We start from the raw sequence: 24,627 nt of genomic DNA on the forward strand, positions 1-24,627 counted from the left end.
TTCGTGACTTGATGCATATCAACGGTCGCGACTGGTGGTCTGTCGGCAGGCCGGTATAATCGGCGCCCTTCGTTTTGAACCTTTTATCCGTGAGCCCCATGATCCTTCCCGAAATTCACGAGTTCCTCGGTTGCCCCACGCCCGATGGCTGGGTCCAGGCTGCGCTGGCCGATCAGGAAACCTTGCTGATCGACCACAAGAACTGCGAATTCAAGGCCGCCAGCACCGCGCTGAGCCTGATTGCCAAGTATCACTCCCACGTCGACCTGATTAACATGATGTCGCGCCTGGCCCGGGAAGAACTGGTGCACCACGAACAAGTCATGCGCCTGATGAAAAAGCGCAAGATCGAGCTGCGTCAGCTGTCTGCCGGGCGTTACGCCTCGGGGTTGCGCAAAGTGGTGCGCAGCCACGAGCCGGTGAAACTGGTGGACACGCTGGTGGTCGGTGCCTTCATCGAAGCCCGCAGCTGCGAGCGTTTCGAGGCGCTGGTGCCGCATCTGGATGAAGAACTGGGCAAGTTCTACTTCGGTCTGCTGAAAAGCGAGGCGCGGCATTTCCAGGGTTACCTGAAACTGGCCTACCAGTACGGTGACGCCAAGGACATCGCGCAGGTGATCGACAAGGTCCGTGACGCCGAGCAGGCGTTGATCGAGTCGCCGGATGTGGAGTTTCGTTTCCATAGCGGTGTTCCAGCTGCAGCATAATTCCCCGTAGGAGCTGCCGCAGGCTGCGATCTTTTGATCTTGATCTTTGTTCGTTTCACCGCCGCCAGGATCAAAAGATCGCAGCCTGCGGCAGCTCCTGCAGGGTGTGAAAGGAGGCTAACGGCTCAAACCCAGGCGCTCATGCCATTGGGCGATGGATTCTTCGGGATAGACGTCGAATTGCTGGTCGCCCGGATGCGCCTCGACTTCCACCCACGGTGCCTTGGAGCCGAGCATCAGATGCGTGTGTTCCGGCGGTACCGGCAAGGGCGTGTCGATGGCCGAGGCAAACGGATGAATCAACTCCGGCCATTCAGGGCTGAACAGCCATAATCCCGAGCCGCAAAGCGCGCAGAAATGCCGCTCGGCAGTGCTGTGGCGGGCGCGCTTATCACCGTCCTCCTTGAGCCGCGCATGGTAAATCGAGACGTGCTTACGGCCGCGCACCTTCAGGCTGCCGGCATCGCCCCCCAGGTTGATCGCATAGCCGCCACCGCCCTGGGTCTTGCGACAGATTGAGCAATAGCAGCGCTGATAAGGGTAGGGGTGGGCGCTGGTCAGGCTGAACGACACCGCGCCGCAATGGCAGGAGCCTTCGAGCTGCATGGGAACCTCCGACGGGGCTTGGGATGGTTCAAGACAGCCTAGACCGTCAGGGTTACTGGGTCGTTGAATTTGTGCGGGATGTGCCGGCGTTATCGCGAGCAGGCTCGCTCCCACAGGGGATTTTCGGTGAATACATTATTTGTGAGCATTGAAGATCAAATGTGGGAGCGAGCCTGCTCGCGATGAGCGATAACGCGGTCTACCGGTTAGGCACCCGCCACAAATACCACGCCGCCACCGTCCGATAAGGGCTCCACGCCAAGCCGATATCAATCATCTGCTTACGAGTCGGCTGTACCTCCAACCCCTTCAGCCGTCGATAACCTTCGCGCACGCCAAAGTCATCGGCCGGCAAAATGTCCGGCCGCTCCAGGCTGTAGATCAGCAGCATTTCCACCGTCCAGCGACCCACCCCGCGCAAGCTGATCAAGCGCTCGATCAACGCTTCATCGTCCATGGCCAGGGCCGTGGCGTAATCCGGCACCACGCCGTCCAGAGTCGCTTGAGCGATACCCTGAATGGTCGCGATCTTGCTGGCGGAAAATCCGCAACCGCGCATTTGATCGAAGCCTGTCGCCAGAATCTGCTCAGGTCTGGGGAAGGTGCTTGCCGGAAATAACGCCAGCAGCCGGCCGACAATCGCATCGCCGGCCCTTGCATGCAGTTGCTGATAGGCAATCGCCCGCACCAGCGACTCATAAGGATCGCGGGCCGCATGGGGCTGATGGAGGCAGGGGCCGATGGCGCTGATGTGGCGTTGCCAGTCGGCATCGAGGGCCGAGAGAAATTCGCTAGCCAGTAGGTAGGTGTCGGGCATGGAGCATCCTGAAGCGCGGGTGACTGCGGGGAAGATTAGCCCTCACCCCGCAGCGCCGCACTCCATTGCTTGCGGTCAAACTTTGCCGGTTGAGGTCAGCAAGGCATTCACTTGGCCATAAGTGAAGGCCTTGAGGTCACTGCTATCGAGTTTTCCGGTTTCCAGAAAGCTTTTGGCCAATGACGCCATGGCGCCGTAGAGGAATTCGGCGATGCTTGAACCGGCGCTCAAACGGCGTACACCAAGGGCTTGCAGTTCTTCAGGCGAAGGCAGGCCCGAGAAACCGAGCACATTCACCGGCAGCGTCGTGCCATGGCACAGCGCTTCGATTTCATACGCCGCCGTGACACCCGCTGCGAACAGCCCGTCGGCACCGGCCGCCTGATACAGCGCGGCCCGCTTGAGTGTCTCTGCGACGCGATCTTCGGCCGGCACCAAGCCCCTGAGGTACACGTCGGTGCGAGCGTTGATGAACAGCTTCACGTCCCGGCGATGGGCGACCTGGCGAGCGATTTCGATCTTGCGCGCCAGCAGCTCGGGCGGCGAAGCACCGTCCTCAATATTGATTCCCACAGCACCGGCGGCAATGACGGCATCGATCACTTCTGCGACGCGACCCAGATCATCGGAATAACCCGCCTCAATATCCACGCTCAACGGCACGGTGATGACCCGAGCGATGGATTCGACAGTGGAAACCAGCCGTTCAAGCGGCAGGGTGTTGCCATCCGGATAACCGTGAACCCAGGCTACCGCCGCGCTGCTGGTGGCGACGGCCTTGCTGCCCAGCTGTTCCACCAGTCGCGCCCCGGTAGCGTCGGCGACGTTGGTCAGAATCAGCAGGCCACTCTGGTGCAATTGGTGAAATTGATTGTCGAGTGTGTCCATCGGATGTCCCTCCTTATGACGTTGTTTGAATAGACAGTGGAGTGATCAGAACGCGAGTTGTTGGGTGATTTGCACCGCGGCGCTTTCCAGCCTGAGCAGAAACGCCTTGCGCGGTTGTCCTCCACCATAGCCGGTCAACGAGCCGTCCGCACCGATCACCCGGTGACAGGGCAGGATAATCGCCAGACGGTTTTGTCCGTTGGCCATGCCCACGGCGCGACTCGCGCCGGGTTTGCCCAGTTGCGCGGCGATGGCGCCGTAGGTGCTGGTCTGGCCGTACGGAATTTTCATCAGCTCGGCCCACACCTGCCGGGCGAAAGCGCTGCCGGGCAGGTGCAGCGGCACATTGAATCCGGTCCGTTTGCCGGCAAAGTATTGCGTCAGCTCTTCTTCGATCTGCTGCAAATGTCCGTTGTGACCGGGGGCCACGGCGTAGCCATAACGGTTTTGCAGTTCTTCGATTTCCTTGGTCAGTGCCGGTCGATCGAGAAACTCCAGCAGCACCAGCCCACGCTGTTCAGCCATGGCGATCATCGGCCCCAGCGGCGTGGTCAATCGGGTGAACAGCAGCGGCTCGCTGTGGGCGGCGCGGCCAGGGGTGATGTGGAACGACTTTTGAAACGCATCGCGAAAACCGCTCAAGGATTCGTAGCCGGAGTCGAACGCCGCGTTGTCGATGGATTCGCCCTGTTTGATGCCACCGAGGGCGATGCCCAAGCGCCGGCTGCGCAGCCAGGCGTGAAAGGTCATGCCGAAATGCTGCTTGAACCAGCGGCGAAGTTTCAGCGGTTCGATACCCTCGACGAGCAACTGCGCATCAGTCCAGCGCAGTTCGGGATCGGCGTCCACGGATTTGAGCAGCCGCTGCACCCAGTCCGGCGCGATGGCCGCAGCGTCCAGCGGCTTGCAACGCAGGCAGGCCCGATAGCCCGCCGACATCGCCTCATCGGCATGGGCGAAGAACTCGACGTTTTCCGGCTTGGGTTTGCGCGCCGTGCAGCTGGGGCGGCAGAAGATGCCGGTGGTTTTGACCGCGGTAAAGAACACCCCCTCGTAGGCGGTGTCGCGTTCGAGCATGGCGCGAACCATCTCGGCGTGGGGCGGAAGCACAGCGTTTTGTAGGTTCATGGGCTGAGCATAGGGCGCGTCGCTTAAGGTCTCCACCGGAAAATCGACAGAGAATTCAAACGTCAATCGATGGTCCTCTGGACCAGTTAAATCCACAGCCCTGAACGGTCATTCATTCCTGTTTCTCTTTGTGGCGAGCTAACAGGACTTGCCCATCCCAATCCGCATCGGCCGCTCCTTCGGTCCGCGAAAAGAGCCGCCCACCGTCAAGTACGGCCTCTAGCGTTCTGCGCGGTGCATTCGCATCGGGCTGTGTTGACGTCAACGTGACGAGGGATAGGGGATGATAGAAGCGCTCCTCGACAACCGAGCCAATCCATAGCGGTATAGTTCGCCCGTTGGTGAGCTCGAAATCCACGACCCACAGTCGAAGCACCAGGCGCGAACCGGTGTGGGCACCATCGCTATACGGTCGAACGAGAGTCAGACCGGGAAGGCGACCACTGGCGAAAAGAGGAATGACTGGAAGATCCGCAGGGTCAGCCTGGGTGCCAAACCAATTCAGGGTATTCAACAGTGTCCAGGTCGCCGAGGTGCGCCATCCGTTGCGCTGCAGGACATCTTGCAGGTCCTGCAGGCCACCGGCCCACTGGAACGTCAGTGGCTCATTCGTCTCGCCAGTGAGATCGATACGTCGCACCGGCAGCTGCTGCCAGTCTGACGCCCACCAATCGGTGGCGGCCATGGTCAACGTCCCCACCTTGACGGCATAACGACTGCTGTCCGTCGTATGACTGTGATGAATATTGAAACCGCCGGCGAGAATAAGAGCCACACATCCGAGGGCGAGCAGCCCCGCTGACCCAATGCGCTCGGCCTGCTGTCGCAGGTAGAAAAGGCTGAGTAGCGCCAGCCACGCGGATCCGAATGCCAGCCCCCCGAGCACGTCGGAAAGCCAATGCGCACCGAGGTAGAGGCGCGAGAATGCAATGAGAAATATCAGGGTGGCTGCGCAAAGAGTGACCACGACGCGCAGTGCCGGAAGGCTATCGCGCGTAGTGAGGAAGGCGAGGAAACCGTATAGCACGACATCGATCGTGCTATGGCCGCTGGGGAAGGAAAAGGCACTCCACCCGGAATGGAGCAGCTCTGCGGGGTGAGTTCGATACAACGCGACTTTAATGACAGTGTTGAGCCCCAAAGCGCCAACGATTGCAACCAGCCAATAGGCTGCTGTACGCCAGGCGCGTCTCCACATGAGCCACAGCAATACAACAATCGTGACCGCCACCACGACCTTGGTGTCGCCAAGCTCTGTGATGGCGATCATCAGCGCATCGCCTGGTGTTGTGCGAAGCTCCTGGAGCGCGCGGTATATCGCGCTATCTGCAAGCAGCAACGGGTCACCGTTGATGACGTCCTCAAGGACACCGAAGAAAAGCCAGGCGGCACCGACGAGCAGGACCGTCGGCAGCGCAAGAACCCGTGCTGCGGGTCGTGAAGGATCGAGGAAGCCAGTGAGGCGGCGGCTCAGCCAGGTGTCGTGGGTGCTGGCCCAGCTTCGCAACCGCTGTATTGCGACGATCAGGTAGGGTATGCCGCGACGTAGCGTCCAGCGCACGATATGCAGGACTATCCAGCCTGTTGCGACTAGAACGACCAGCAGGATCGCGAGCGGTTTTGCTGCCGCACCGAGAATGCTGAACGTCACGCCGAGCAGTACACCCGGCAGGATATGTGACGGAGCCCAGGCGAGCGCCGACGCGACATTGACGGCATAGAACCGACTGGCCGCCATCCCCAGCATGCCGGCAAGGAGCGGAACGAAGGCGCGGACGCCCGGTGTGAAGCGCGCGAGAAAGACACTTTTGTCGCCATGACGGGTGAAAAAGGCTTCGCTGCGCTGAATCAGTGTGGGATGCCGGTTCAGCGGCCAGAGACCAAGAATCTCGCGGTGGTATCGGTGCCCAAGCCAGAACGAAAGACCATCACCCGCGATAGCGCCTGATGTGGCGGCAATCACCAACGGCCAGAGCAATAATATGCCGCTCGGCACCAGGGTGCTGAGCGCGAGGATCACGGCTGTGCCGGGAACGACGACACCGATGATCGGGATTGACTCGGAAAGTGCCAGGAGAAACACCGCCAGATAGGCGACATGCGGGTGCGCCGTCAGGAACTCGATGATCGATGAGACCAGGGGCGTCATATTTCGCGGGCTGCCTATGGAATATCAGTGAGGAGGCGATTGACGCGGGTGTCTGTAATTCCCGGCTGCACAATCAGTTTGCGCAACAGACCAAGCATAGCTACTCATTGGCTATCGCTCCCTCCACCGGTTGCTTTTGGCCCGCCAGGATCAAGGCGCACAAGCTCTCCAAAACCCCAAAAATCCTCCGTAGGAGCTGCCGAAGGCTGCGATCTTTTGATCTTGCTCTTCACCAGACCGCCAAAGATCAAAATCAAAAGATCGCAGCCTTCGGCAGCTCCTACAGAGGATCTCTTTGTTAAGCGGTACGCGGTGCTTCAACAGGCGGGGTGCCGTCGTGAAACATCGTCTTCAGTTGAGCACGCAGTTGCGGTGAGTCTGTGTGCTTGTGAACACTGACCGCATGCTGTGCAGCGGCCTCGAGCAGTTCGTTTTCAGAGTCTGCGGACAGCGCGACCGAGCATTTGGCATCGCTTGGAAACTCGCGGCAGTCGATGTATTTACGCGCCATGATCTTCTCCTCCTTACGACGAAGGCAGGCCGGGGCCTGCAGGAATGATCACTCGACGCGCCCCCCTGCATCAAACACGATTGCAGGTCGCATCGGGTGTGCCAACTTTTAAAGTATAGGCCCGCCACAACAGGGGACAGGCTCATCAGCCTGGGTGGCCGAATTCGACCTATAGTAGCTTCATGCCATCGGCCGCTATGGGGCGATGGCAGGTTATTCGCTGACCGCTTGTTCATCCGTGATTTAACGGTCTGTTGAAGGCCACAACTCAAGGACTGTCCATGGCCACTCACATCCCCAGTCACACGCAAAAACACTTGGCAGTGTTAATCGACGCCGACAATGCCCCGGCAGCCATTGTCGAAGGTTTATTCGAAGAAATCGCCAAGTACGGCGTCGCCAACGTCAAGCGGATCTATGGCGACTGGACCGGTCCGCAGTTGGGTGGATGGAAAAAGGTGCTACTCGATCATTCTATTCAGCCGATTCAACAGTTCGCTTACACCAAAGGTAAGAATGCAACAGACAGCTCCTTGATTATCGATGCAATGGACCTGCTGTACACCCGACGCTTCGACGGTTTCTGCCTGGTTTCCAGCGACAGTGACTTCACCCGTCTTGCTTCGCGGTTACGAGAAGAAGGTTTGACCGTCTACGGGTTTGGTGAAGAAAAAACCCCAAGACCGTTCGTGTCGGCCTGCGACAAGTTCATCTATACCGAATTGCTGCGTGGCGAAGTGTTTGTTGCTGCGAGCAATGGACATAATCGCCCCGAACCTGAGCCATCCGCCGCTATCGAAGCCGTCAAACCCGCCAGTACCCCCGAGGTAAAAAAGAAACCCAAGGCACCCGTAAGTTTCATCGCAAAGATCCTGGATGACATTGCCGATGAGGACGGCTGGGCTCCCCTGGGTGCGCTGGGCACTAACATCAGCAAATTGAGACCTGAATTCGACCCCCGCACTCATGGTTATAAAAAACTCAGTGAGCTGATCAAGGGGTATCCGGATGTGTTTGAACTGCAAACGAGAGGAACGTCGGGAGTGGGTGGTTCAATACTCTATGCCCGGCACCGACAGCCGAGCTCGTAGTACAGCTGGCCGCCTCAATCCAACAGGTGCTTCAGCGCGGCGACGCCAACAGGCGGCTCCGCCGTCCAGGGCACCACGATGACGGCATGGCGGGTCAGGCCGGCCACTCGCGCCATCTGCTTGCGCTCGCTATCCAGGCGCGCTCCAAGCAATGGGTCTTCGGTGTCTGTGGCGAGCAGAGACTTGTTGACCACCCAGGCAAACGGTTCGATTTCGGCCCTGCGCAAGTCATCCTGCAGCGCTGCCGCCTGAGACACCGGCGTGGATTCGGGCAGCGTCACCAGGACGATTTTGGTGTAGTCCGCATCTTGCAGGCGCATCAAGGGCGTGACGATATGGTCCGAGGCCTTGCCTTTGAATTCCCGAACCATCTGGCGGTGATAGGCGCCTGTGGCATCCATCAGTAGCAGCGAGTGACCCGTGGGGGCGGTGTCCAGCACCACGAACGAGGTTCTGGCTTGAGCAACCACGCGGGAGAACGCATGGAAGACCGCGACCTCTTCGGTGCAGGGGGAGCGCAGATCCTCAATGAGCAAGGCTTTTTCATCTTCCGTCAGGGTTGGTCCGCGGGAAGCTACGATCTTGTCCACGTAATTCCGGGTCTCGACCTTGGGGTCAATGCGACCCACGCTGAGTCCTTGCACATCGGCGTTGAGGGTTATAGCCAGATGCGCCGCAGGATCCGTCGTACTCAGGTGCACGGACTTGCCGTGCTGGACCAGGCCCAGCGCGATGGCGGCGGCAATGGTGGTTTTACCAACACCCCCTTTGCCCATGACCATGATCAACCCGCGCTTATCATTCGCAAGCTCGGCAACCAGTTCCGAAAGCTTGTGATGTTCGAGGCGTGAGGGCACGTGGTTTGCGGTGTTTGTTGGCCGAGCAGGCTCCGGGGCAAGTAGCCCGCGCAGCGCGGGCAAGCCAACGGAATCCACGGCCTTGAGCGCAATGTAGTCGGTTGCAAGCTGGCGCAGCGAAGCGGGCATCTCGTCGAGCGCCTGATTGCCCATGGCTTCGATGGCGGCTGCGATCGGGTCATTCAAGTCGCTGCGTTTGAACACAGCGTTCACGACCAGACGTTGGTTTTCCAGACCCAGCTCACGAAGCTCGTCGGAGGAACGTGCAGCCTCAGCGAGCGCGCCTCTGTCAGGCCGAGCCACTAGCACGACGGTGGTCAGGGCCGGATTATTGAGCGCAGCCAACGCCTGATTGAAAAGCTGCTCCTGCATTTTCAAACCCGAGTGCGGCCCCAGGCATGACGCACCACGATCATTGCCCTCCAGAAACCCGCTCCAGGCTTTGGGCAGGCTCAACAGCCTGAGCGTGTGCCCTGTGGGAGCGGTATCGAATACCACGTGGTCATAGGCCGCGCCGCCTTGCGCAAGGAGGTGGGCGAACTCATCGAAGGTTGCGATTTCGGTCGTGCATGCTCCCGAGAGTTGCTCGCGCACGATGGCAATGTCTTGATCGCTTGCCTGAGCGCCCATTTGCTCGACCACTCTGGCTCGGTAGTCGATTGCTGCGGCCCCGGGGTCAATGTTGAGCACGAACATTCCGGGCACGCCCGGCACGGCTACAGGCTGATTGCTCAGCTCAACGCCGAGCATCTCATCGAGGTTCGAGGCGGCGTCTGTGCTGACCAGAAGCACTTTCTTGCCTGTATCAGCCAATGCGATTGACACCGCTGTGGAGACCGACGTTTTGCCAACCCCGCCCTTGCCCGTGAAGAACATGTATTGGGTGGGCTGATCGAGCAGCTTGATGGATGGCTGCATGGCACTCTGACCTCGCTCTCGGAGCACAGCTGGGGTTCAGAGTTTAGACCGATGTTCAGCGTCTCCACCTTAATCTGATGAATCAAGTGGGAAGTTCTTGATGCAGGTCATAAAGCCAGCCCGGTAATGCCTCGCGGTTGCGCGACAGCAGTCAGGCCTTGACCCAACGTTGACGGCTCCAACTGCTCAATGTATCGACGGCGAAGACCAGTAACAGCATGGCCAGAATCACCGTGCTGGCTTGCGCTTCCTGGAACAGGCTGAGGCTGACATAGAGCATTTGCCCCAACCCACCGGCGCCGACGAAGCCGAGCACACTGGCCATGCGGATATTGTTTTCCCAGCGGTACAGGATGTAGGCCAGTAGCTGTGGCAACAGGTTGGGCAGTGTGCCGTAACAGAAAGCCCATACGGGATTGCCGCCCTGCAGGCGGATGGCTTCGGCGGGTTCTGGTGGAGTGTTTTCCAGCGCTTCGGCGAACAGCCGGCCGAGCACGCCAGTGGTGTGCAGGGCTAATGCCAGGGTGCCGGCGTTGGGGCCGAGCCCTGCGGCGAGGACCATCAAAGCAGCCCACACCAGTTCCGGAACCGCGCGCAAAGCGTTGAGTACAAGACTCGACGCGCTCTGCAGCGGCCAGCCGAAGCGCCCGGCCGCGGGCAATGCCAATAACAGGCCGAGTACCGCTGCGAGCAGGGTGCCCAGGGCGGACATGGCAATGGTTTCCAGGGCGCCGTGGCCGATCGCTCGCAGATGACTCGAGCTCAGGTCCGGGCTGAGGAAGCGCTGCGCATAAGCGCCCATCTGGTGCAGGTTGCCGCTGTCGCCGAGCTCGCCGAGATTGATGCCCAGATAGTCGAACGAGGCGACGACTGCTGCGCCGATGCACAGGACCAGTAGCACGTTGAGCAGACGATTCATGCCAGCCTCCAGCGCAGCAGGCGGCTGAGTTGATCGGCGAGCAGTACCAGTACAAGGAACGTCAGTAACAAACTGGCCACTTCACCGCCGGCGAACATGCGCAACGACAGATCCATTTGCTGGCCCAGGCCACCGGCACCGACGAAGCCCATCACCACCGAGGCGCGGATGGCACATTCCCAACGGTACACCGTGTATGACAGCAGCTCTGCTGCGACATTGGGCAGGATCCCGTAGCAAAAGGCTGCGAGCCGACCGCTGCCGGACTGCAGGAGTGCGTGCACCGGACGCTGGTTCACCGACTCGAAAATTTCCGCGTAGACCTTGCCCAACATGCCGCTGTAGGTAATGGCAATGGCCAGTACCCCGGCAGTCGGGCCGAGGCCGACGGCGCGCACGAACAGCAGGGCCCAGACGATTTCCGGCACGCTGCGCAGGAAGATCAGTAAACCGCGTACGGGCCAGCGTAACAGTTGACCCCAATAGCTCGGCTGGCCGGCACGGGAGGCAGCAGACAGCGACAGAGCACGACTGGCCAGCAGGCTGGCGGGAATGGCCAACAGCAACGCCAGGGCCATGCCCGCCGTGGCAATAGCCAGGGTCTGCAGGGTGGCTTGTAACAGCAGTTCAATGAACTCATCGCCATGGGCCGGCGGCCAGAAGGCGGATACAAACCGGCCCATCTCGCCCTGACTGTCACTTGCCACCAGCACACTGAGGTCCAGCTCGCTGAAGTGGATTCCCGGCCACAGCAAGACTAGGGCCAGCAAGGTGAACAGCAGGCGAGGGCGGGTGGCAGGGTCTCGGGTATCGCGTGTCAGCATCGGGGAATCTGCACGCTCAAGGGGGACGGGAACGGAGGAACCGGCGAGGATTGCAGTTGCTCATTGGCGTAGAGCTTGTCGAGCAGCTCGCGGTCGACTTCGCTGGCCTGAAGGTCGAACAGGATCTGTCCATCACGCAGACCAATGATCCGCGAAAAATGCGCAAGGGCCAGTTCCACCGCATGCAGGCTGGCGACCAGGGTGACCTTGTGCTCACGGGCATGGCTGCAGAGCACCGAAAGCGTGTGCTGGGCCAACACCGGATCCATGGCCGAAACAGGTTCATCGGCCAGCAACACCTCGGGCGCTTGATACAACACGCGGGCAATGCCGACGCGCTGTAGCTGTCCACCGGACAGCTGCTGGCATTTAGCGAACAACTTGTCGCTCAGGTCCAGTTTGGCCAATGCCGCGCGTGCGCCCGGAATATCCAGCGGATGCAGCAGGTTCAGCAGGCTCTTGCCAACACCCCACTGACCCAGCTTTCCGGCCAGAACCGCAGTGACCACGCGCTGGCGCGGTGGCAGGGGAGGCGACTGATGGATCAGACCGATGCGGGCGCGCAGACGCTGACGCTGACGGGCAGAAAGCTGCCAGGCTCGCTCGCCGAGCACCTGCAGCTCGCCGTTACCCGGTCGCAGGGCGGTGGCCAGCAGGTTAAGCAAGCTCGACTTGCCCGCGCCGGACGGGCCAATGATGGCGACCTGTTCGCTGGCACCAATGTGCAGGTCCACGCCACGCAGCGCCTGGACGCCGTTGGCGTGGGTAAGGCTGACCTGGGTCAGGTGTAATGTCATTTGAGCAGTTCGGCGGCGCGTGCGGCTTCTTCGATACCCTTATAGTTCTCAGGCTTGGTTTCGATGAATCGGCTGGCGGCCTGCAGATCCAGAATTTCCTTGTCCGCAGGCTTCGCCGGATCGAGCGCCAGGAAGGCGGCCTTTATCTTGGCCGCCAGCGCTGGGTCAAGGGTCCCGCGCACTGTCCAGTTGTAGTCGAAGTAGGCTGGGGTGGTCGCAAACACCTTGACCTTGGTGGTGTCGACCTTGCCGGCGGCGACCAGTTTTTCCCATACGCTGGCGTTCAGCACCCCGGCGTCTACCTTGCCGGCCTGTACCCAGGCGACAGTGGCGTCATGGGCGCCGGAGTAGCCGACGTGGCTGAAGTAAGTTTCAGGCTTGATGCCGTCCTTCAACATGAAATAACGCGGCATGAGACTGCCTGAAGTGGAGGACACCGAACCGAATGCAAAGGTCTTGCCCTTGAGGTCGGCGAGGGATTTGACGGCTGGGTCGGCAGTGATGAATTTGCTGGTGAATTGGGCGTCCTGTTCGCGCTGTACCAGCGGAATGGCGTTGCCGGTTTTCAGGCGTGCCTGCACGAACGTGAAGCCGCCTAGCCAGGCCATGTCGATTCGGTCGGTGGCCAGCGCCTCGACCACGGCCGGATAGTCGCTCACGGGCACGAACTCGACTTTCATGCCTGTTCGCTGTTCCAGATAAGCACCCAGCGGCTTGAACTTGCGCAGCAGTTCGGTAGGCGCTTCATCGGGAATCGCGCTGACTCTCAGGGTGTCGGCGGCCTGTGTCAGCAGGGTGCAAAACGACAGGGTCAAGCCGATGGCCGATGCCAGGGTACGCTTGAGCATGGAAGATCTCCGGTCCATTAACGCAAGAATGATTGAGCGCCAGGCACACGCTGATAGCGGCATGGCGCTTTGTGAGGGTAGACGAGGCAGAGCGATATTGACCGCTTTTGGCTCAATTGCAATCTGTCGACAGCCAGTGCTACCGCTCGTATTTCGGATTCAGACCGTGCAAAGAAAACGGCTCGTTAAATCAACGAGCCGTTGTTGTGACGGTGCTTATCGGGGGAAGTATACGGATGTCAGATCGAATTCAAAGGTGATCTGCATCAATCACCGCTTTGGCGAACGCCTGTGGGTCTTCCTGCGGCAGGTTGTGGCCGATGCCGCCGTTGATCAACCGGAACTCATATTTGCCGGTAAAGCGCTTGGCGTAGTCCTCGGGAGCAGGGTGCGGCGCGCCGTTGGCATCGCCTTCAAGGGTGATGGTCGGCACGCTAATGGACGGCGCCGTCGCCAGTTTCTGCTCTAGCGCTTCATATTGGCTTTCGCCTTGAACCAGCCCCAGGCGCCAGCGGTAGTTGAATACGGTGATGTCGACATGGTCGGGGTTCTCCAGCGCCTTGGCGCTGCGGTCGAAAGTGGCGTCATCGAACGCCCATTTCGGCGAAGCCAGTTGCCATATCAACTTGGCGAAGTCATGGGTATTTTTCTCGTACCCGGAGCGACCGCGGTCGGTGGCGAAGTAAAACTGATACCACCACTGCAATTCGGCCTTGGGTGGCAGCGGGTTCTTGCCGGCCGCCTGGTTACCGATCAGATAGCCGCTGACCGAGACCAGCGCCTTGACCCGTTCTGGCCACAGCGCCGAGACGATGTCGGCCGAACGCGCGCCCCAGTCATAGCCACCGAGTACGGCCTGTTTGATCTTCAGCGCATCCATAAAATCGATGACGTCACTGGCCAGCGCGGCCGGTTGGCCATTGCGAACGGTTTTTTCGGACAGAAAATGCGTATCGCCGTAGCCACGCGCATACGGCATCAGCACTCGATAGCCCTTTGCGGCAAGCAAGGGGGCGACCTGGTCATAGCTGTGAATATCGTACGGCCAGCCGTGCAGAAGAATGACTACCGGCCCATCGGCCGGGCCTGTTTCGGCGTACGCCACATTCAGCAATCCGGCGTTGACATGCTTCAGCGGGCCGAACGCAGAGGGTGCCGCATCAGTGGTGCCGGCACTGATCACGGCTGGCTGTGCGGCTGCGGTCGTTTGTGCGTGGGCCGCACCGAGAACGCTGAACAGGGTAAACGCGAGAATCGACGAGCCGACCAGGCGGCGGCGAGTTTTGCCGGGTTTGTTGTTCTGCAGTGCCATCTTCATGGTGATGTCTCCGGTGCAAACCGTTGGCCAGGGGTTCAGGCTGATCCCCTTCAAACCTTGGCTTCATTTGAACGCGGCGACGTATCTGGCCTGTGTCGAATTGCAGGCCAGATGAAAGCTTATGTACGGAGCAGTCATTCAGACACACTGTGATACATAGGGCCAGGCAGGCATGTCCCCTACATGGCGGGAGGACAAGGGTGGATCGCTACCGTGACAAGTGCATGCGATCACACCTTTCAGGGCGTCTACTCTTTCGATAGGCCCTGTATGTACTGAGAGGACAGCACTATGAGCAACGAACAGGTGGCACCTGAGACGAAAGGCGTTACGGTGCAGTTACTGGCAACGATTGACCTGAGCCCCGAGATCGAGGGCATGGCAGGGCGCCAACTTAGAATGCGTAAGGTGACCATCGAGCCTGGAGGCGTCTTCGGGCCGATTCACAACCATATCGACAGACCAGGCACCGTCTACATACTGCAAGGAACGATCACTGACCATCGAAATGGAGTCGCCACCGACTATGGGCCGGGAGTGGGCTGGCCCGAAGACAGGAACACCACGCACTGGCTTGAGAACAGAGGCACGATTGCGGCGGTGGAGATCTCGGTCGATATTGTCAGGCAAGCGTAAGCTCAGGCCTGACGTGCTGATCATCCCCGTTGCTCCGCCACCAACAGCAACGACTGCGGCACAGGACTTTGCGGGTGCTGCGGCTCCTGCAGGCCGGCCAACTGAAAACCGGCCATGTCCAGCGCATTGAGCCAACTGGACAATGTGCGGAAGTACCACGGCATGGGTTGCCACTGCCCCTTGAACCCAGTGAAGGTTTCCTCCCGCCAGCCATCCTGATAGTCGCCCGCCGCCGCGGCCCACGGATGCAGCGTCTGGATCACCAGCGCGCCGCCAGGGGCGAGCAGGGCGTTCATGGCGGCGAGCAGAGGGATGATGTCCTGGTGCAACAGGGCGAAGTTGGCACAGATCAGGTCGTAGTTGCTGCCGACGTCCACCTTCGCCTCCACCAATGCTTCATAGCTCGCCACATGCACCCGCGAAGAGCCCGCCGCCCGTGCCGCCTCGACCAGCGTCGCATCGCCATCCACACCGACCGCCTCGACGGCCCGTTCAGCCAGGGCACGCAACAGCCAGCCCTCGCCGCAGCCCAGGTCGAGCACACGCTCGGGTTGGCGGCCCAGTACCGCCAGCAGGATCGCCTGGTCGGTGACCTTGAGGCGGCTTTCGATGGTGCCGGTGCGGATAGCCTCGATCCAGGATTGGGCGTTGTGGTGCCAGCTCTGGAGCAGGGTGGATTCGGGGGCAGGCATTTCGATGTCCGGAGTTGTTGGGTGGTGAAAGGATAGGACAAATGCTGGTGTAAAAAATAAAGTCTGCGGGGTAGCGCTGAGTGATTCTGGAACGCTTTCAATCCTCGCTGTACTGCGGGCCGGTTAAATTTTTTTTTCTAGAGGCGGGGCGAGGCTTATCGCCTCAGGTGGGCGTCTTGGCGCCAGCAACCGCTCGATGGCGCCACTCACCATGTTTTCCAGCAGATTATTGCGCTCTCGTTCATCCAGCGAATAGTGCGTCAGCCAACTGGGCGCACTGTTGAGCAAGGCGGCAATGGCATGACCGGCGGCCAACAGGCCCTGTTCACTGAATCGGAGTCGGACACCGAGCATCAGCAGCAACTTGCGTTCGTACTGCTCGCGCAGTTGCCGGACTCGTGCCTGCTGCTCTTCATTCAGGCAGCCGCCGTCGCGCTCCACCAGGCGAAAATGCCAGGGCATTTCCTGATGCAGATTCAGGTGCGCGCGGATCAATTGATTGAGTCTGTCGCGTTTTGCCGGGGCCGCTTGTTCGATGCGCCCCAGGGTGGCCAGCAGCTCTTCGTAGAACTCCTCGATCAAATCGAGCAGCAAGTGCTGCTTGCTGGGGTAATGGTAATACAACGAGCCCGGAGCGAGCCCCAGGCAGGTCGCGAGCTCACGCATGCCGACCTGACCGAAACCCTTGCTGGCAAAGAGCACCAGCACCTTGTCCCGGTATTCGGCGAAACGTGAGCAACGCTCAGGCATAGGCATGGAAGCCACGCCCCGTTTTGCGTCCCAGGTAGCCGGCGGCGACCATTTCCTTGAGCAGTGGAGCGGGGCGGTATTTGCTGTCGTTGAAGCCGTCGTAGAAGGCTTCGAGGATGGCCAGCACGGTGTCCAGGCCGATCAGGTCCGCCAGTGCCAGCGGGCCGATCGGCTGGTTGCAGCCCAGGCGCATGCCGGCGTCGATGTCTTCGGCGCTGGCCAGGCCTTCCTGAAACACCAGGATGGCTTCATTGATCATCGGCACCAGAATCCGGTTGACCACGAATCCCGGACGGTTGCCGGCGGTGATCGCGGTTTTGCCGAGTGCGGTCGCCATGTCCAGCGCCAGGGCGTGGGTGGCATCGCTGGTTTGCAGGCCACGAATCACTTCGATCAGGCCCATGACCGGCACCGGGTTGAAAAAGTGCAGGCCGATGAAGCGCTCAGGCTGGCTCACGCTGGCAGCCAGTTGGGTAATGGACAGCGACGACGTGTTCGAGGCGATCACGCATTCCGCGCTGACCTGCGCGGCGATTTGTTGCAGCACGCGCAGTTTCAGGTCGAGGTTTTCGGTGGCGGCCTCGATCACCAGTTGCACGTTTTGCAGGCTGGTGTAATCGGTACTGGTGCGAATCTTGTCGAGCGCAGCGAGCTTTTGCTCGTGTGTCAGCGTGTTTTTGGCGACCTGCCGATCGAGGTTTTTATCGACGGTCGCGATTGCCTTTTGCAAGGCACTCTCGGAGATGTCGATCAAGGTCACGTGGAGGCCGGCCAGGGCGCAGACTTGCGCGATGCCATTGCCCATGGTGCCGGCGCCGATGACGCCAATGGTCTGAAGATTCATGCGCATGTCCTTGTGATCAAACCCGTTCGAACAACACTGCGATGCCTTGGCCGCCGCCGATGCACATGGTCGCCAGGGCGTAACGGCCTTGGCAGCGGTGCAATTCGTGAATGGCTTTGGTGGCGATGATCGCGCCTGTGGCGCCCACCGGATGGCCCAGCGAGATGCCCGAACCGTTGGGGTTGACCTTCTGCGGATCGAAGCCCAGCTCTTGCGCGACGGCACAGGCCTGGGCGGCGAAGGCTTCGTTGGACTCGATTACATCAAGGTCGGCAACGGTCAGACCGGCGCGCTTGAGCACCAGGCGGGTGGCGGGAATCGGTCCCAGCCCCATCATTGAAGGTTCAACGCCTGCGTGGGCATAACCCACCAGTCGGGCCATGGGCTTGAGGCCTTGTTCCTGAACAGTTTGGCCCGTGGCCATGATCAGTGCGCCGGCACCATCATTGAGGCCGGATGCGTTGCCGGCGGTGACGCTACCGTCCTTTTTGAAGGCGGGTTTCATGCGGCTCAATTGCTCGGCGTCGACCTCGGCCCGTACATGTTCATCCGTCGCAAACGAAACCGTCCCTTTGCGGGTCGCTATTTCGATCGGCACGATCTGCCCGGAAAAGCGCCCTTCGGCAATCGCCCGGGCGGCACGCTGCTGGCTGAGAAGCGCCAATTCATCCTGGGTCTGGCGCGTGATGCCATAGTGTTCGGCGATGTTTTCAGCGGTGATACCCATGTGGAAACCGGCAAACGGGTCTTGCAGTGCGCCAAGCATGTAGTCGACGGCCTGCATGTCGCCCATCCGTGCGCCCCAGCGCGCGTGCGGCAACAAGTACGCGCCTCGGCTCATGGACTCGACGCCACCTGCCAGCGCAGCGCCCGCATCCCCCAGCATCAAACTTTGCGCGGCACTGACAATCGCCTGCAAACCCGAACCGCAAAGGCGGTTGACGTTGAAGGCGGGCGTCTCTTTCGTCAGGCCGGCATTCATCGCTACGACCCGGGAGATGTAGGCATCGCGCGCCTCGGTCGGGATCACATGGCCCATCACCGCATGGCCGATGTGTTCGGGCGCCAGGCCCGATCGTTCGATAGCGGCGCGGCAAACGTCGGTTGCCAACTGAATGGGCGGCACATCCTTGAGTGAACCGCCAAAGCTGCCGATGGCAGAACGGACGGCGCTCACTACAAAAATATCGGAATGGTTCATGTTGGCTCTCTGAATAGGTCTTTTTTGTTGGGCACGAGTCTAGAATCAGCAGCGCCACTGGCCTATGCCAAAACTGTTCAAGGGTGATGGCGTTTTTTGCCATATTCAGATGTGACGAGAGAGGCATTCAAATGCGGGAAACGGATTCGGTGGCGGTTTACTTCATGTACCCCATGATCCATGCGCTACGCGAGGAACCGCAGCGTCTGCGGGCAGTTCTTGAACAGGTGGGAATTGATCCGGCACTGATGGACCAGCCGACGGCACGGGTGCCGGCCACGGCTTTCGCCGCGTTGTGGCTGGTGCAGATTCGTGAGTTGAACGACGAATTTTTCCAGTTGGACTCCCATGGCATGCCACCGGGCAGTTTCGCCTTGATCTGTCGGGCATTGATTCAGGAGCCGACGCTGGAAAAAGCCATACGTCAGTGCCTGGCCAATTTCGCCCTGTTCCTGCGTGATTTTCACGGCACGTTAAGTGTGCGGGGCAAGCGTGCGGTCATCAGCTTGCAGACCCTTTCGCAGAACAGCGAGGTCAGCCGGTTGGGCGAAGAAACGTTTCTGGTATTGATGATCAGTCTGTTGTGCTGGCTGGGTGGGCGGCGCATTCCTATCGATCGGGCGGACTTTCGTCATCAGCGTTTGTCGCTGCGTGACGATGCCATGCTCTGGGGCCCCAACCTGACCTTCGGCACTGAACGCACCGAAATCGAGTTCGCCAGTCACTACCTGCAACTGCCGGTGATTCAAGACCTTGCCTCGCTGAAAGTGTTTTTACGCACCGCACCGCAATGGCTGGTGATCCGCTTCCGCAACCAGCATGGGCTGGCATCGCAGGTTCATCAGCGCCTGCGCCACAGCCATTACGGCGAATGGCCGACCTTGCAGGCCTTCGCCCTCGAGCAGCACCTGAGCCCCAGTACCTTTCGCCGGAAACTGGGGCGTGAAGGCTGTTCGTATCAGGAAATCAAGGATGAAGTGCGACGCGCGGTGGCGTTTGAACGGTTGCGCCAGAGCAAGGCGAGCATCAGCGACATTGCCGAACAGTTGGGATTTCAGGAACCGAGTGCGTTTCATCGGGCGTTCAAGAAGTGGACGGGGGAGAGCCCGGGGCGGTATCGGGCGCGGTTTCAGGATCGTTAGTGGGCAAACGTAACGAGGCACTTTCCAGGGTTTTCCAGAGATTGCGCATCGTCGGATTTTGATTGGCGATTGCACAGTACGATCGGATTTGCAGGCGCGTGCTCCATTCTTCGCCACCCGCTCTGACCAATAGTCCTCGTTCCATTTCGTCGACGACCGCGCTTTGCGGCAACCAGGCCACGCCGTAGCCTTCGATAGCCATGCGCATCAGCAGCATCGCCATATCCGCTTCATAACAGCGCTCCAGCGCGACCGGTGCTGGACCGTTCTTGATGACGATGTCAGCAACGCGCCCCAGAAAAGTCGTTGCGGTGTAGGCGAGGTAGGGGACGGGCTTGCCGGCGCTGCCAGGCAAGCGGAACAGCGGTTCGCCTCTATCGTTTGCCGCGCACAAGGGGATGAAGGCATCGTGGCCTAGCACCAGGCTGCCGAAACGCTCAGGGTTCAGCAGGATGGGCGCAAGAGGGTGGTGATAGACCATCATCAAATCGCAACTGCCTTCCTCTAACGCGATGACGGCATCATGAATATTGGCGGCGACCACCCGTGCATTGAACTGCTCATTGTGTTGTTGGAACTGCGAGAGCCATTTAGGAAGAAAGGTCATCGAGAGGCTGTGGCCAGCCGTGACCTGGATGGATCGTCCCGGCATCCGCTCTACCTCGCGCAATGTCGAGCGCAATCTCAGTAAGCCTGCCAGCGCCTCTCTGCTTTCTTCACAGAAGGTGATTCCGGCAGCCGTGAGCTGGACGGGATAGGTGCCACGGTCCACAAGCTCGACCCCCACCCACTCCTCAAGTGACCGGATACGGCGTGACAGTGCCGACTGAGTCACACACCGGACCTCCGCCGCGCGCGAGAAATTCTTCAATTCAGCAATCGCCAGAAGATCATCCAGCCATTTGATTTGCATATCGGGGTCTCCCGCTGTGAGAGCGCCATTTTACGTCGCAATTGCCTGGGTCATCGCGGCTGTTCACAAACTATTCCAAAAGCGCATGGGCCTAGCAGGATTACTCATCATGCCTGGTCGATCCGGTCCTTAGAATCATCACGGCACCGATGCCCCTCAGAGCATTGGGCGAATCAAATTGACCCTGCCAAGTAAAAAAATCTAAAAACTACTTGAGGACAGCTCCGTGAAGAAAAATAAGCTTCCACGTCGAATTGCGATTGGCATTGCGCTGGGCGTGCTGGTGGGTTGGGCGTGTCACCATTTCGCAGGGAGCGAACAAAGTGCCAAAGAGATGGCCGCTTACTTTTCGATGGTCACCGACATTTTCCTGCGATTGATCAAGATGATCATTGCCCCCCTGGTATTTGCGACGCTGGTCGGTGGCATCGCCAGCATGGGCAATTCTCGTTCCGTGGGACGGATCGGCATGCGGGCGATGGCGTGGTTCGTGACGGCTTCAGTCATCTCACTCATGATCGGAATGGGGCTGGTTAACCTGTTTCAACCCGGTGCCGGGCTGAATATGGAGGTTGTCCAGCATGCGGCGGCTGCCGTGCCAGTCAACACGGGGGATTTCAGTCTCAAGACCTTTATCAGCCATGTGTTTCCTCGCAGTATTGCCGAGGCCATGGCCAACAATGAAATCTTGCAAATTGTGGTCTTTTCGCTGTTTTTCGGGTTCGCCCTGGCGGGTGTAAAACGCGCTGGCTACACGAAGATAACGGACTCCATCGAGGAGTTGGCGAAGGTGATGTTCAAGATCACCGACTACGTGATGGCTTTCGCGCCTATTGGTGTTTTCGCGGCCATCGCCTCCGCCATTACTACCCAAGGACTTGGTTTGCTCGTCGATTACGGCAAGCTGATTGCTGAGTTCTACCTGGGAATTGCCATCCTCTGGGCTGTGCTGTTCGGCGCGGGATACCTGTTCCTCGGACGTTCGGTTTTTGAACTCGGCAAGCTTATTCGTGAGCCGATCCTCTTGGCGTTCTCGACCGCCAGCAGCGAGTCGGCCTACCCCAAAACCATTGAAGCTCTGGAGAAGTTTGGCGCTCCAAAACGGGTGTCCAGCTTTGTGTTGCCCCTGGGTTACTCGTTCAACCTTGACGGTTCGATGATGTACCAGGCGTTCGCCATCATGTTCATTGCCCAGGCGTACAACATCGACCTGAGTTTTACCCAGCAACTGCTGATTCTTCTAACGTTGATGGTCACAAGTAAAGGCATGGCGGGTGTTGCACGTGCCTCGGTTGTCGTAGTCGCTGCGACGCTGCCCATGTTCAATCTTCCTGAGGCAGGCCTGTTGTTGATCATTGGCATTGACCAGTTTCTGGACATGGCTCGCACGGCCACCAACGTTGTGGGGAACAGTATCGCAACGGCCGTCGTCGCCCGATCCGAGCCTCACGAAGAACCCGTGGAGGAGGGCGAAGCACACGCTCCAGTCCGGTCTCGATCCGAACCGGTTTCGGTTGCTTGAGGAGTGGGTCATGAAGGTTAAAGCGAAGTCGACCAACAAGGCTTCTGTTGTCCGCAAGCTGGGTATTGTCGGTGGGCTGGGGTCACTGGCCGGGGGCGATCTTTTCTATAAGTTGGTCAAGTCCAGAGCGGTTCTGGAGGACCAGGGCCGATACCATTTCCTGTTTGAGCAGCACCCTTTCAAGGACGTGCTGCTGCCCCTGGACAAGGGCGCGAGCATGACTTCGCGCAAGTTCTATGTGTTCCAGGTGTGCAAGTCGTTTGAGGACAGTGGTTTCGATGCCGTGATGCTTCCATGTTTCGCCAGCCATACCTTCCGCGCTGAAATCCAGGAGGAGCTTGGCATTCCTGTGCTGGACATGATGGCTGCTTTGACCCGGCACGTTAGCCACGTCGTCGAGCCGCAAACGACCTTGGGTGTCATTGCCTCTGACTTTGTCCGTCATTGCGGATTGTTCGAACGACATTTCGAAAAGGATTTCAAGGTCGTTTACCCGGACCCAGAAGCGCAATCGGCGTTGATGGAGGCCATGTACGGCCTGAACGGCATCAAGGACGGTCACCTCGAAGGCGTACCTCTTGAAGCGGTTTACCAGGCTTGCCTCTCATTACAGGCGCAGGGAGCCACGGTGATCCTGCCCGGCATGACAGAGCTTTCGCTGGTCTGCGCTGACCTGCAGCGTCGAGGGGTGGCCGTCCTGGACATCAATGAAATCTACGCGAACTTCGCCACACTGGAGAGAGGACAGCCAAGACGTCCTCCCTTCAAACTGGGCATCGTGGGCGGTGTCGGGCCTGCTGCCACTGTGGACTTCATGGCCAAGGTGGTCGCCAATACGCCTGCGGGGAAGGATCAGGAACACATCAAAATGGTGGTCGAGCAAAACCCTCAAATACCGGACCGAACGGCCAATCTGCTACGAGATGAAACGGACCCCACGATGGCGATGTATGCAACCTGCAAGCGTCTCGAAAGCGCGGGCGCCAATGCCATCGCGATACCTTGCAATACCGCCCATGCGTTCGTCGAACGTATTCAGACGCACCTGAGGGTGCCCATCGTGAACATGCTGACCGAGACGGTGGAATGGATAGTGCAAAAATATGGTTCGGGTAAGGCGATCGGTCTTTTGGCCACATCAGGTACCGTGCAAAGTCAGGTTTATCACCAGGCTGCACGTCGCGCCGGGCTGCAAATCCTCACGCCTGGCGTTGATTACCAAGCGATGGTCATGGAAGCCATCTACGGCCAGCGAGGCATCAAGGCCGGATTCACCGAAGGGCTCTGCAAGGAACAGCTGCTGCTGGCAGCCGAACACCTGTGTGAGTTGGGGGCGGGGGTGCTGATCCTGGGGTGTACGGAATTGCCCCTGGTGCTCGACCATTGCGAGGCGTTTGAAATCAATGGGCACACCGTGGCGCTTGTTGACCCGACCACGATCCTGGCATTGAAGTGCATCGCGTTGGCGGAAAATACTGACAAGCTGAGCGCCCCGAGAATCCCGCGGAGCGTGGAGCGCTTATCAAATACCCACTGAAAGGATGAGCACATGAGCCGTACTGGCCATATCTGCCTGATGGCGACCTATAACAAATGGATGAACGAAAAGATCTATGGGGCGGCGGGGTGCTTGTCCGATGATGAACTCTCAGCTGATAAAAAAGCGTTCTTCGGCTCGATTCTCGGGACGCTAAACCACGTAGCGGCCGGAGACACGGTGTGGCTAAAGCGATTCGCCAAGCATCCAGCGAACTACTCGGCATTGGAGCCGGTGAGGCAACTGTCTGATCCGAAAAGCCTCGACCAATTGTTGTTCTCTACGATTCGAGAGCTTTCAGTACATCGCGAGAGGCTTGATCAGATAATCGTTGAGTGGGCTCACGCAATGACAGAGCCCGATCTGGACCATACCCTCCATTACGCCAGCTTGAAGGGGGGCGTGTCCGAGAAGGATTTTTACAGCCTGGTGATGCATTTCTTCAACCATCAGACCCATCACCGCGGCCAGGTGACTACCCTGCTTTCGCAGGCTGGTATCGACATCGGTGATACAGATTTAGTCGTCCTCATCCCATCCCGATCCAGCGCATGAGAAAAGTTCGATAGCAGCATTCCGAATCCACAACCCAAAAGGGCAATGCGGTTCGGATCGCTGCAACAGTATTGCCCTGGCTTAATCCACGATGAAAAGCTTCGCGCCACTGGTGGTGAACGAGCGATGTCCCTCGGCGTCGTTGCCCACCTGATAGCTCATCCCGGGGGTCAGGGTGAACTGGCGGCCATCCTCCAGTTCCGTATGCAACTCGCCTTCCAGGCACAACAGGATATGGCCTCTCCAGCACCAGTGATCGGCCAGATAACCGGGACTGTATTCAACCATTCGCACCCGGGTCGAGCCAAACTGGCAAGTCCGCCAGTAGGCTGTACCCGTTTGTCCGGGATGCTTGACTGATTCGACAGTCGACCAATCGGTCGTACCAAAGGGAATTGCCGTCAGATCCATCGTTGCCTCATCGATAAAGGAGCGTCCATGGACCCTACCTCTGCAG

25 protein-coding genes are annotated in these 24,627 nt (G+C 59.4%); 7 read left to right on the forward strand and 18 right to left on the reverse strand.

Features of this window, described 5'->3' with window-relative positions:
• Positions 1-98: 98 nt before the first annotated feature.
• On the forward strand, positions 99-707 hold the full coding sequence (locus tag KGB14_RS14265; RefSeq protein WP_223487457.1) for a tRNA-(ms[2]io[6]A)-hydroxylase: 609 nt from the start codon (positions 99-101) through the stop codon (positions 705-707).
• A 117-nt stretch (positions 708-824) separates the two neighbouring features.
• Here KGB14_RS14265 and KGB14_RS14270 read toward each other — a convergent pair whose 3' ends face one another.
• From KGB14_RS14270 to KGB14_RS14295, 6 genes are all read right to left on the reverse strand, one after another.
• On the reverse strand, positions 825-1,313 hold the full coding sequence (locus KGB14_RS14270) for a GFA family protein (RefSeq protein ID WP_223487458.1): 489 nt from the start codon (positions 1,311-1,313) through the stop codon (positions 825-827).
• Between the two features lie 199 nt (positions 1,314-1,512).
• Entirely contained in the window at positions 1,513-2,130 is a 618-nt protein-coding gene (locus tag KGB14_RS14275) for a DNA-3-methyladenine glycosylase family protein (RefSeq protein ID WP_223487459.1), read from the reverse strand.
• Between the two features lie 75 nt (positions 2,131-2,205).
• The gene (locus KGB14_RS14280) at positions 2,206-3,018 is read right to left on the reverse strand and encodes an isocitrate lyase/phosphoenolpyruvate mutase family protein (protein WP_223487460.1); all 813 of its coding nucleotides are present in this window, start codon (positions 3,016-3,018) and stop codon (positions 2,206-2,208) included.
• Positions 3,019-3,063: 45 nt separating this feature from the next.
• A complete protein-coding gene (locus KGB14_RS14285; protein ID WP_223487461.1) occupies positions 3,064-4,146 on the reverse strand; it encodes a bifunctional transcriptional activator/DNA repair enzyme AdaA in 1,083 nt (360 codons plus the stop codon).
• Between the two features lie 112 nt (positions 4,147-4,258).
• Positions 4,259-6,295: a bifunctional DedA family/phosphatase PAP2 family protein gene (locus tag KGB14_RS14290; RefSeq protein WP_223487462.1), complete on the reverse strand. Its 2,037-nt coding sequence runs from the start codon at positions 6,293-6,295 to the stop codon at positions 4,259-4,261.
• Positions 6,296-6,593: 298 nt separating this feature from the next.
• On the reverse strand, positions 6,594-6,806 hold the full coding sequence (locus KGB14_RS14295) for a DUF1059 domain-containing protein (protein ID WP_223487463.1): 213 nt from the start codon (positions 6,804-6,806) through the stop codon (positions 6,594-6,596).
• 281 nt (positions 6,807-7,087) lie between these two features.
• On the opposite strand from KGB14_RS14295, the gene KGB14_RS14300 reads away from it, so the two are divergent.
• Positions 7,088-7,897, forward strand: coding sequence for an NYN domain-containing protein (locus KGB14_RS14300; protein ID WP_223487464.1), 810 nt, complete (start codon positions 7,088-7,090; stop codon positions 7,895-7,897).
• Between the two features lie 14 nt (positions 7,898-7,911).
• On the opposite strand, the gene arsA is transcribed toward KGB14_RS14300, so the two are convergent.
• The 6 genes from arsA to KGB14_RS14330 all read right to left on the reverse strand — a co-directional run bounded on the left by arsA (position 7,912) and on the right by KGB14_RS14330 (position 14,378).
• Complete coding sequence (gene arsA, locus KGB14_RS14305) at positions 7,912-9,672, reverse strand: arsenical pump-driving ATPase (RefSeq protein ID WP_223487465.1); 1,761 nt, start codon at positions 9,670-9,672, stop codon at positions 7,912-7,914.
• A gap of 151 nt (positions 9,673-9,823) precedes the next feature.
• Positions 9,824-10,591, reverse strand: a complete 768-nt coding sequence (gene phnE / locus KGB14_RS14310) for a phosphonate ABC transporter, permease protein PhnE (RefSeq protein ID WP_223487466.1) — start codon at positions 10,589-10,591, stop codon at positions 9,824-9,826.
• On the reverse strand, positions 10,588-11,415 hold the full coding sequence (locus tag KGB14_RS14315) for a PhnE/PtxC family ABC transporter permease (RefSeq protein ID WP_223487467.1): 828 nt from the start codon (positions 11,413-11,415) through the stop codon (positions 10,588-10,590). The genes phnE and KGB14_RS14315 overlap by 4 nt, the downstream gene beginning before the upstream one ends.
• Entirely contained in the window at positions 11,409-12,212 is an 804-nt protein-coding gene (locus KGB14_RS14320; protein ID WP_223487468.1) for a phosphonate ABC transporter ATP-binding protein, read from the reverse strand. The genes KGB14_RS14315 and KGB14_RS14320 overlap by 7 nt, the downstream gene beginning before the upstream one ends.
• Positions 12,209-13,060, reverse strand: coding sequence for a putative selenate ABC transporter substrate-binding protein (locus KGB14_RS14325; RefSeq protein ID WP_223487469.1), 852 nt, complete (start codon positions 13,058-13,060; stop codon positions 12,209-12,211). Before KGB14_RS14325 ends, KGB14_RS14320 begins: the two co-directional genes overlap by 4 nt.
• Before the next feature lie 250 nt (positions 13,061-13,310).
• Positions 13,311-14,378, reverse strand: a complete 1,068-nt coding sequence (locus KGB14_RS14330) for an alpha/beta fold hydrolase (RefSeq protein ID WP_223487470.1) — start codon at positions 14,376-14,378, stop codon at positions 13,311-13,313.
• A 291-nt stretch (positions 14,379-14,669) separates the two neighbouring features.
• Here KGB14_RS14330 and KGB14_RS14335 point away from each other — a divergent pair, with 291 nt between their 5' ends.
• On the forward strand, positions 14,670-15,014 hold the full coding sequence (locus KGB14_RS14335) for a cupin domain-containing protein (RefSeq protein WP_223487471.1): 345 nt from the start codon (positions 14,670-14,672) through the stop codon (positions 15,012-15,014).
• Between the two features lie 20 nt (positions 15,015-15,034).
• On the opposite strand, the gene KGB14_RS14340 is transcribed toward KGB14_RS14335, so the two are convergent.
• The 4 genes from KGB14_RS14340 to KGB14_RS14355 all read right to left on the reverse strand — a co-directional run bounded on the left by KGB14_RS14340 (position 15,035) and on the right by KGB14_RS14355 (position 18,501).
• Positions 15,035-15,706 carry a class I SAM-dependent methyltransferase gene (locus KGB14_RS14340; protein ID WP_223487472.1) on the reverse strand — a complete coding sequence of 224 codons (672 nt, stop codon included), beginning with the start codon at positions 15,704-15,706 and terminating at the stop codon, positions 15,035-15,037.
• Between the two features lie 123 nt (positions 15,707-15,829).
• Positions 15,830-16,462: a TetR/AcrR family transcriptional regulator gene (locus KGB14_RS14345; protein ID WP_223487473.1), complete on the reverse strand. Its 633-nt coding sequence runs from the start codon at positions 16,460-16,462 to the stop codon at positions 15,830-15,832.
• A complete protein-coding gene (locus KGB14_RS14350; RefSeq protein WP_223487474.1) occupies positions 16,449-17,300 on the reverse strand; it encodes a 3-hydroxybutyryl-CoA dehydrogenase in 852 nt (283 codons plus the stop codon). Before KGB14_RS14350 ends, KGB14_RS14345 begins: the two co-directional genes overlap by 14 nt.
• Positions 17,301-17,316: 16 nt before the next feature.
• Positions 17,317-18,501, reverse strand: a complete 1,185-nt coding sequence (locus KGB14_RS14355) for an acetyl-CoA C-acyltransferase family protein (protein WP_223487475.1) — start codon at positions 18,499-18,501, stop codon at positions 17,317-17,319.
• Between the two features lie 131 nt (positions 18,502-18,632).
• Here KGB14_RS14355 and KGB14_RS14360 point away from each other — a divergent pair, with 131 nt between their 5' ends.
• The gene (locus tag KGB14_RS14360) at positions 18,633-19,643 is read left to right on the forward strand and encodes an AraC family transcriptional regulator (RefSeq protein ID WP_223487476.1); all 1,011 of its coding nucleotides are present in this window, start codon (positions 18,633-18,635) and stop codon (positions 19,641-19,643) included.
• On the opposite strand, the gene KGB14_RS14365 is transcribed toward KGB14_RS14360, so the two are convergent.
• Positions 19,585-20,556: a LysR substrate-binding domain-containing protein gene (locus tag KGB14_RS14365; RefSeq protein ID WP_223487477.1), complete on the reverse strand. Its 972-nt coding sequence runs from the start codon at positions 20,554-20,556 to the stop codon at positions 19,585-19,587. The genes KGB14_RS14360 and KGB14_RS14365 overlap by 59 nt on opposite strands.
• Positions 20,557-20,782: 226 nt before the next feature.
• Between KGB14_RS14365 and KGB14_RS14370 the strand changes: the two genes are divergently transcribed.
• Genes KGB14_RS14370 through KGB14_RS14380 form a run of 3 tightly spaced genes read left to right on the forward strand, consistent with a single transcriptional unit; the run spans position 20,783 to position 24,170 of the window.
• Positions 20,783-22,078 carry a dicarboxylate/amino acid:cation symporter gene (locus tag KGB14_RS14370; RefSeq protein ID WP_223487478.1) on the forward strand — a complete coding sequence of 432 codons (1,296 nt, stop codon included), beginning with the start codon at positions 20,783-20,785 and terminating at the stop codon, positions 22,076-22,078.
• 10 nt (positions 22,079-22,088) lie between these two features.
• Positions 22,089-23,615: an amino acid racemase gene (locus KGB14_RS14375; protein ID WP_223487479.1), complete on the forward strand. Its 1,527-nt coding sequence runs from the start codon at positions 22,089-22,091 to the stop codon at positions 23,613-23,615.
• A 12-nt stretch (positions 23,616-23,627) separates the two neighbouring features.
• Complete coding sequence (locus tag KGB14_RS14380; protein ID WP_223487480.1) at positions 23,628-24,170, forward strand: DinB family protein; 543 nt, start codon at positions 23,628-23,630, stop codon at positions 24,168-24,170.
• Positions 24,171-24,251: 81 nt separating this feature from the next.
• Here KGB14_RS14380 and KGB14_RS14385 read toward each other — a convergent pair whose 3' ends face one another.
• Positions 24,252-24,581 carry a DHCW motif cupin fold protein gene (locus KGB14_RS14385; RefSeq protein WP_223487481.1) on the reverse strand — a complete coding sequence of 110 codons (330 nt, stop codon included), beginning with the start codon at positions 24,579-24,581 and terminating at the stop codon, positions 24,252-24,254.
• Positions 24,582-24,627 lie beyond the last annotated feature (46 nt).

It is taken from the genome of Pseudomonas sp. A-RE-19, assembly GCF_019956555.1.
In the GTDB taxonomy this organism is placed as follows: Bacteria; Pseudomonadota; Gammaproteobacteria; order Pseudomonadales; family Pseudomonadaceae; genus Aquipseudomonas.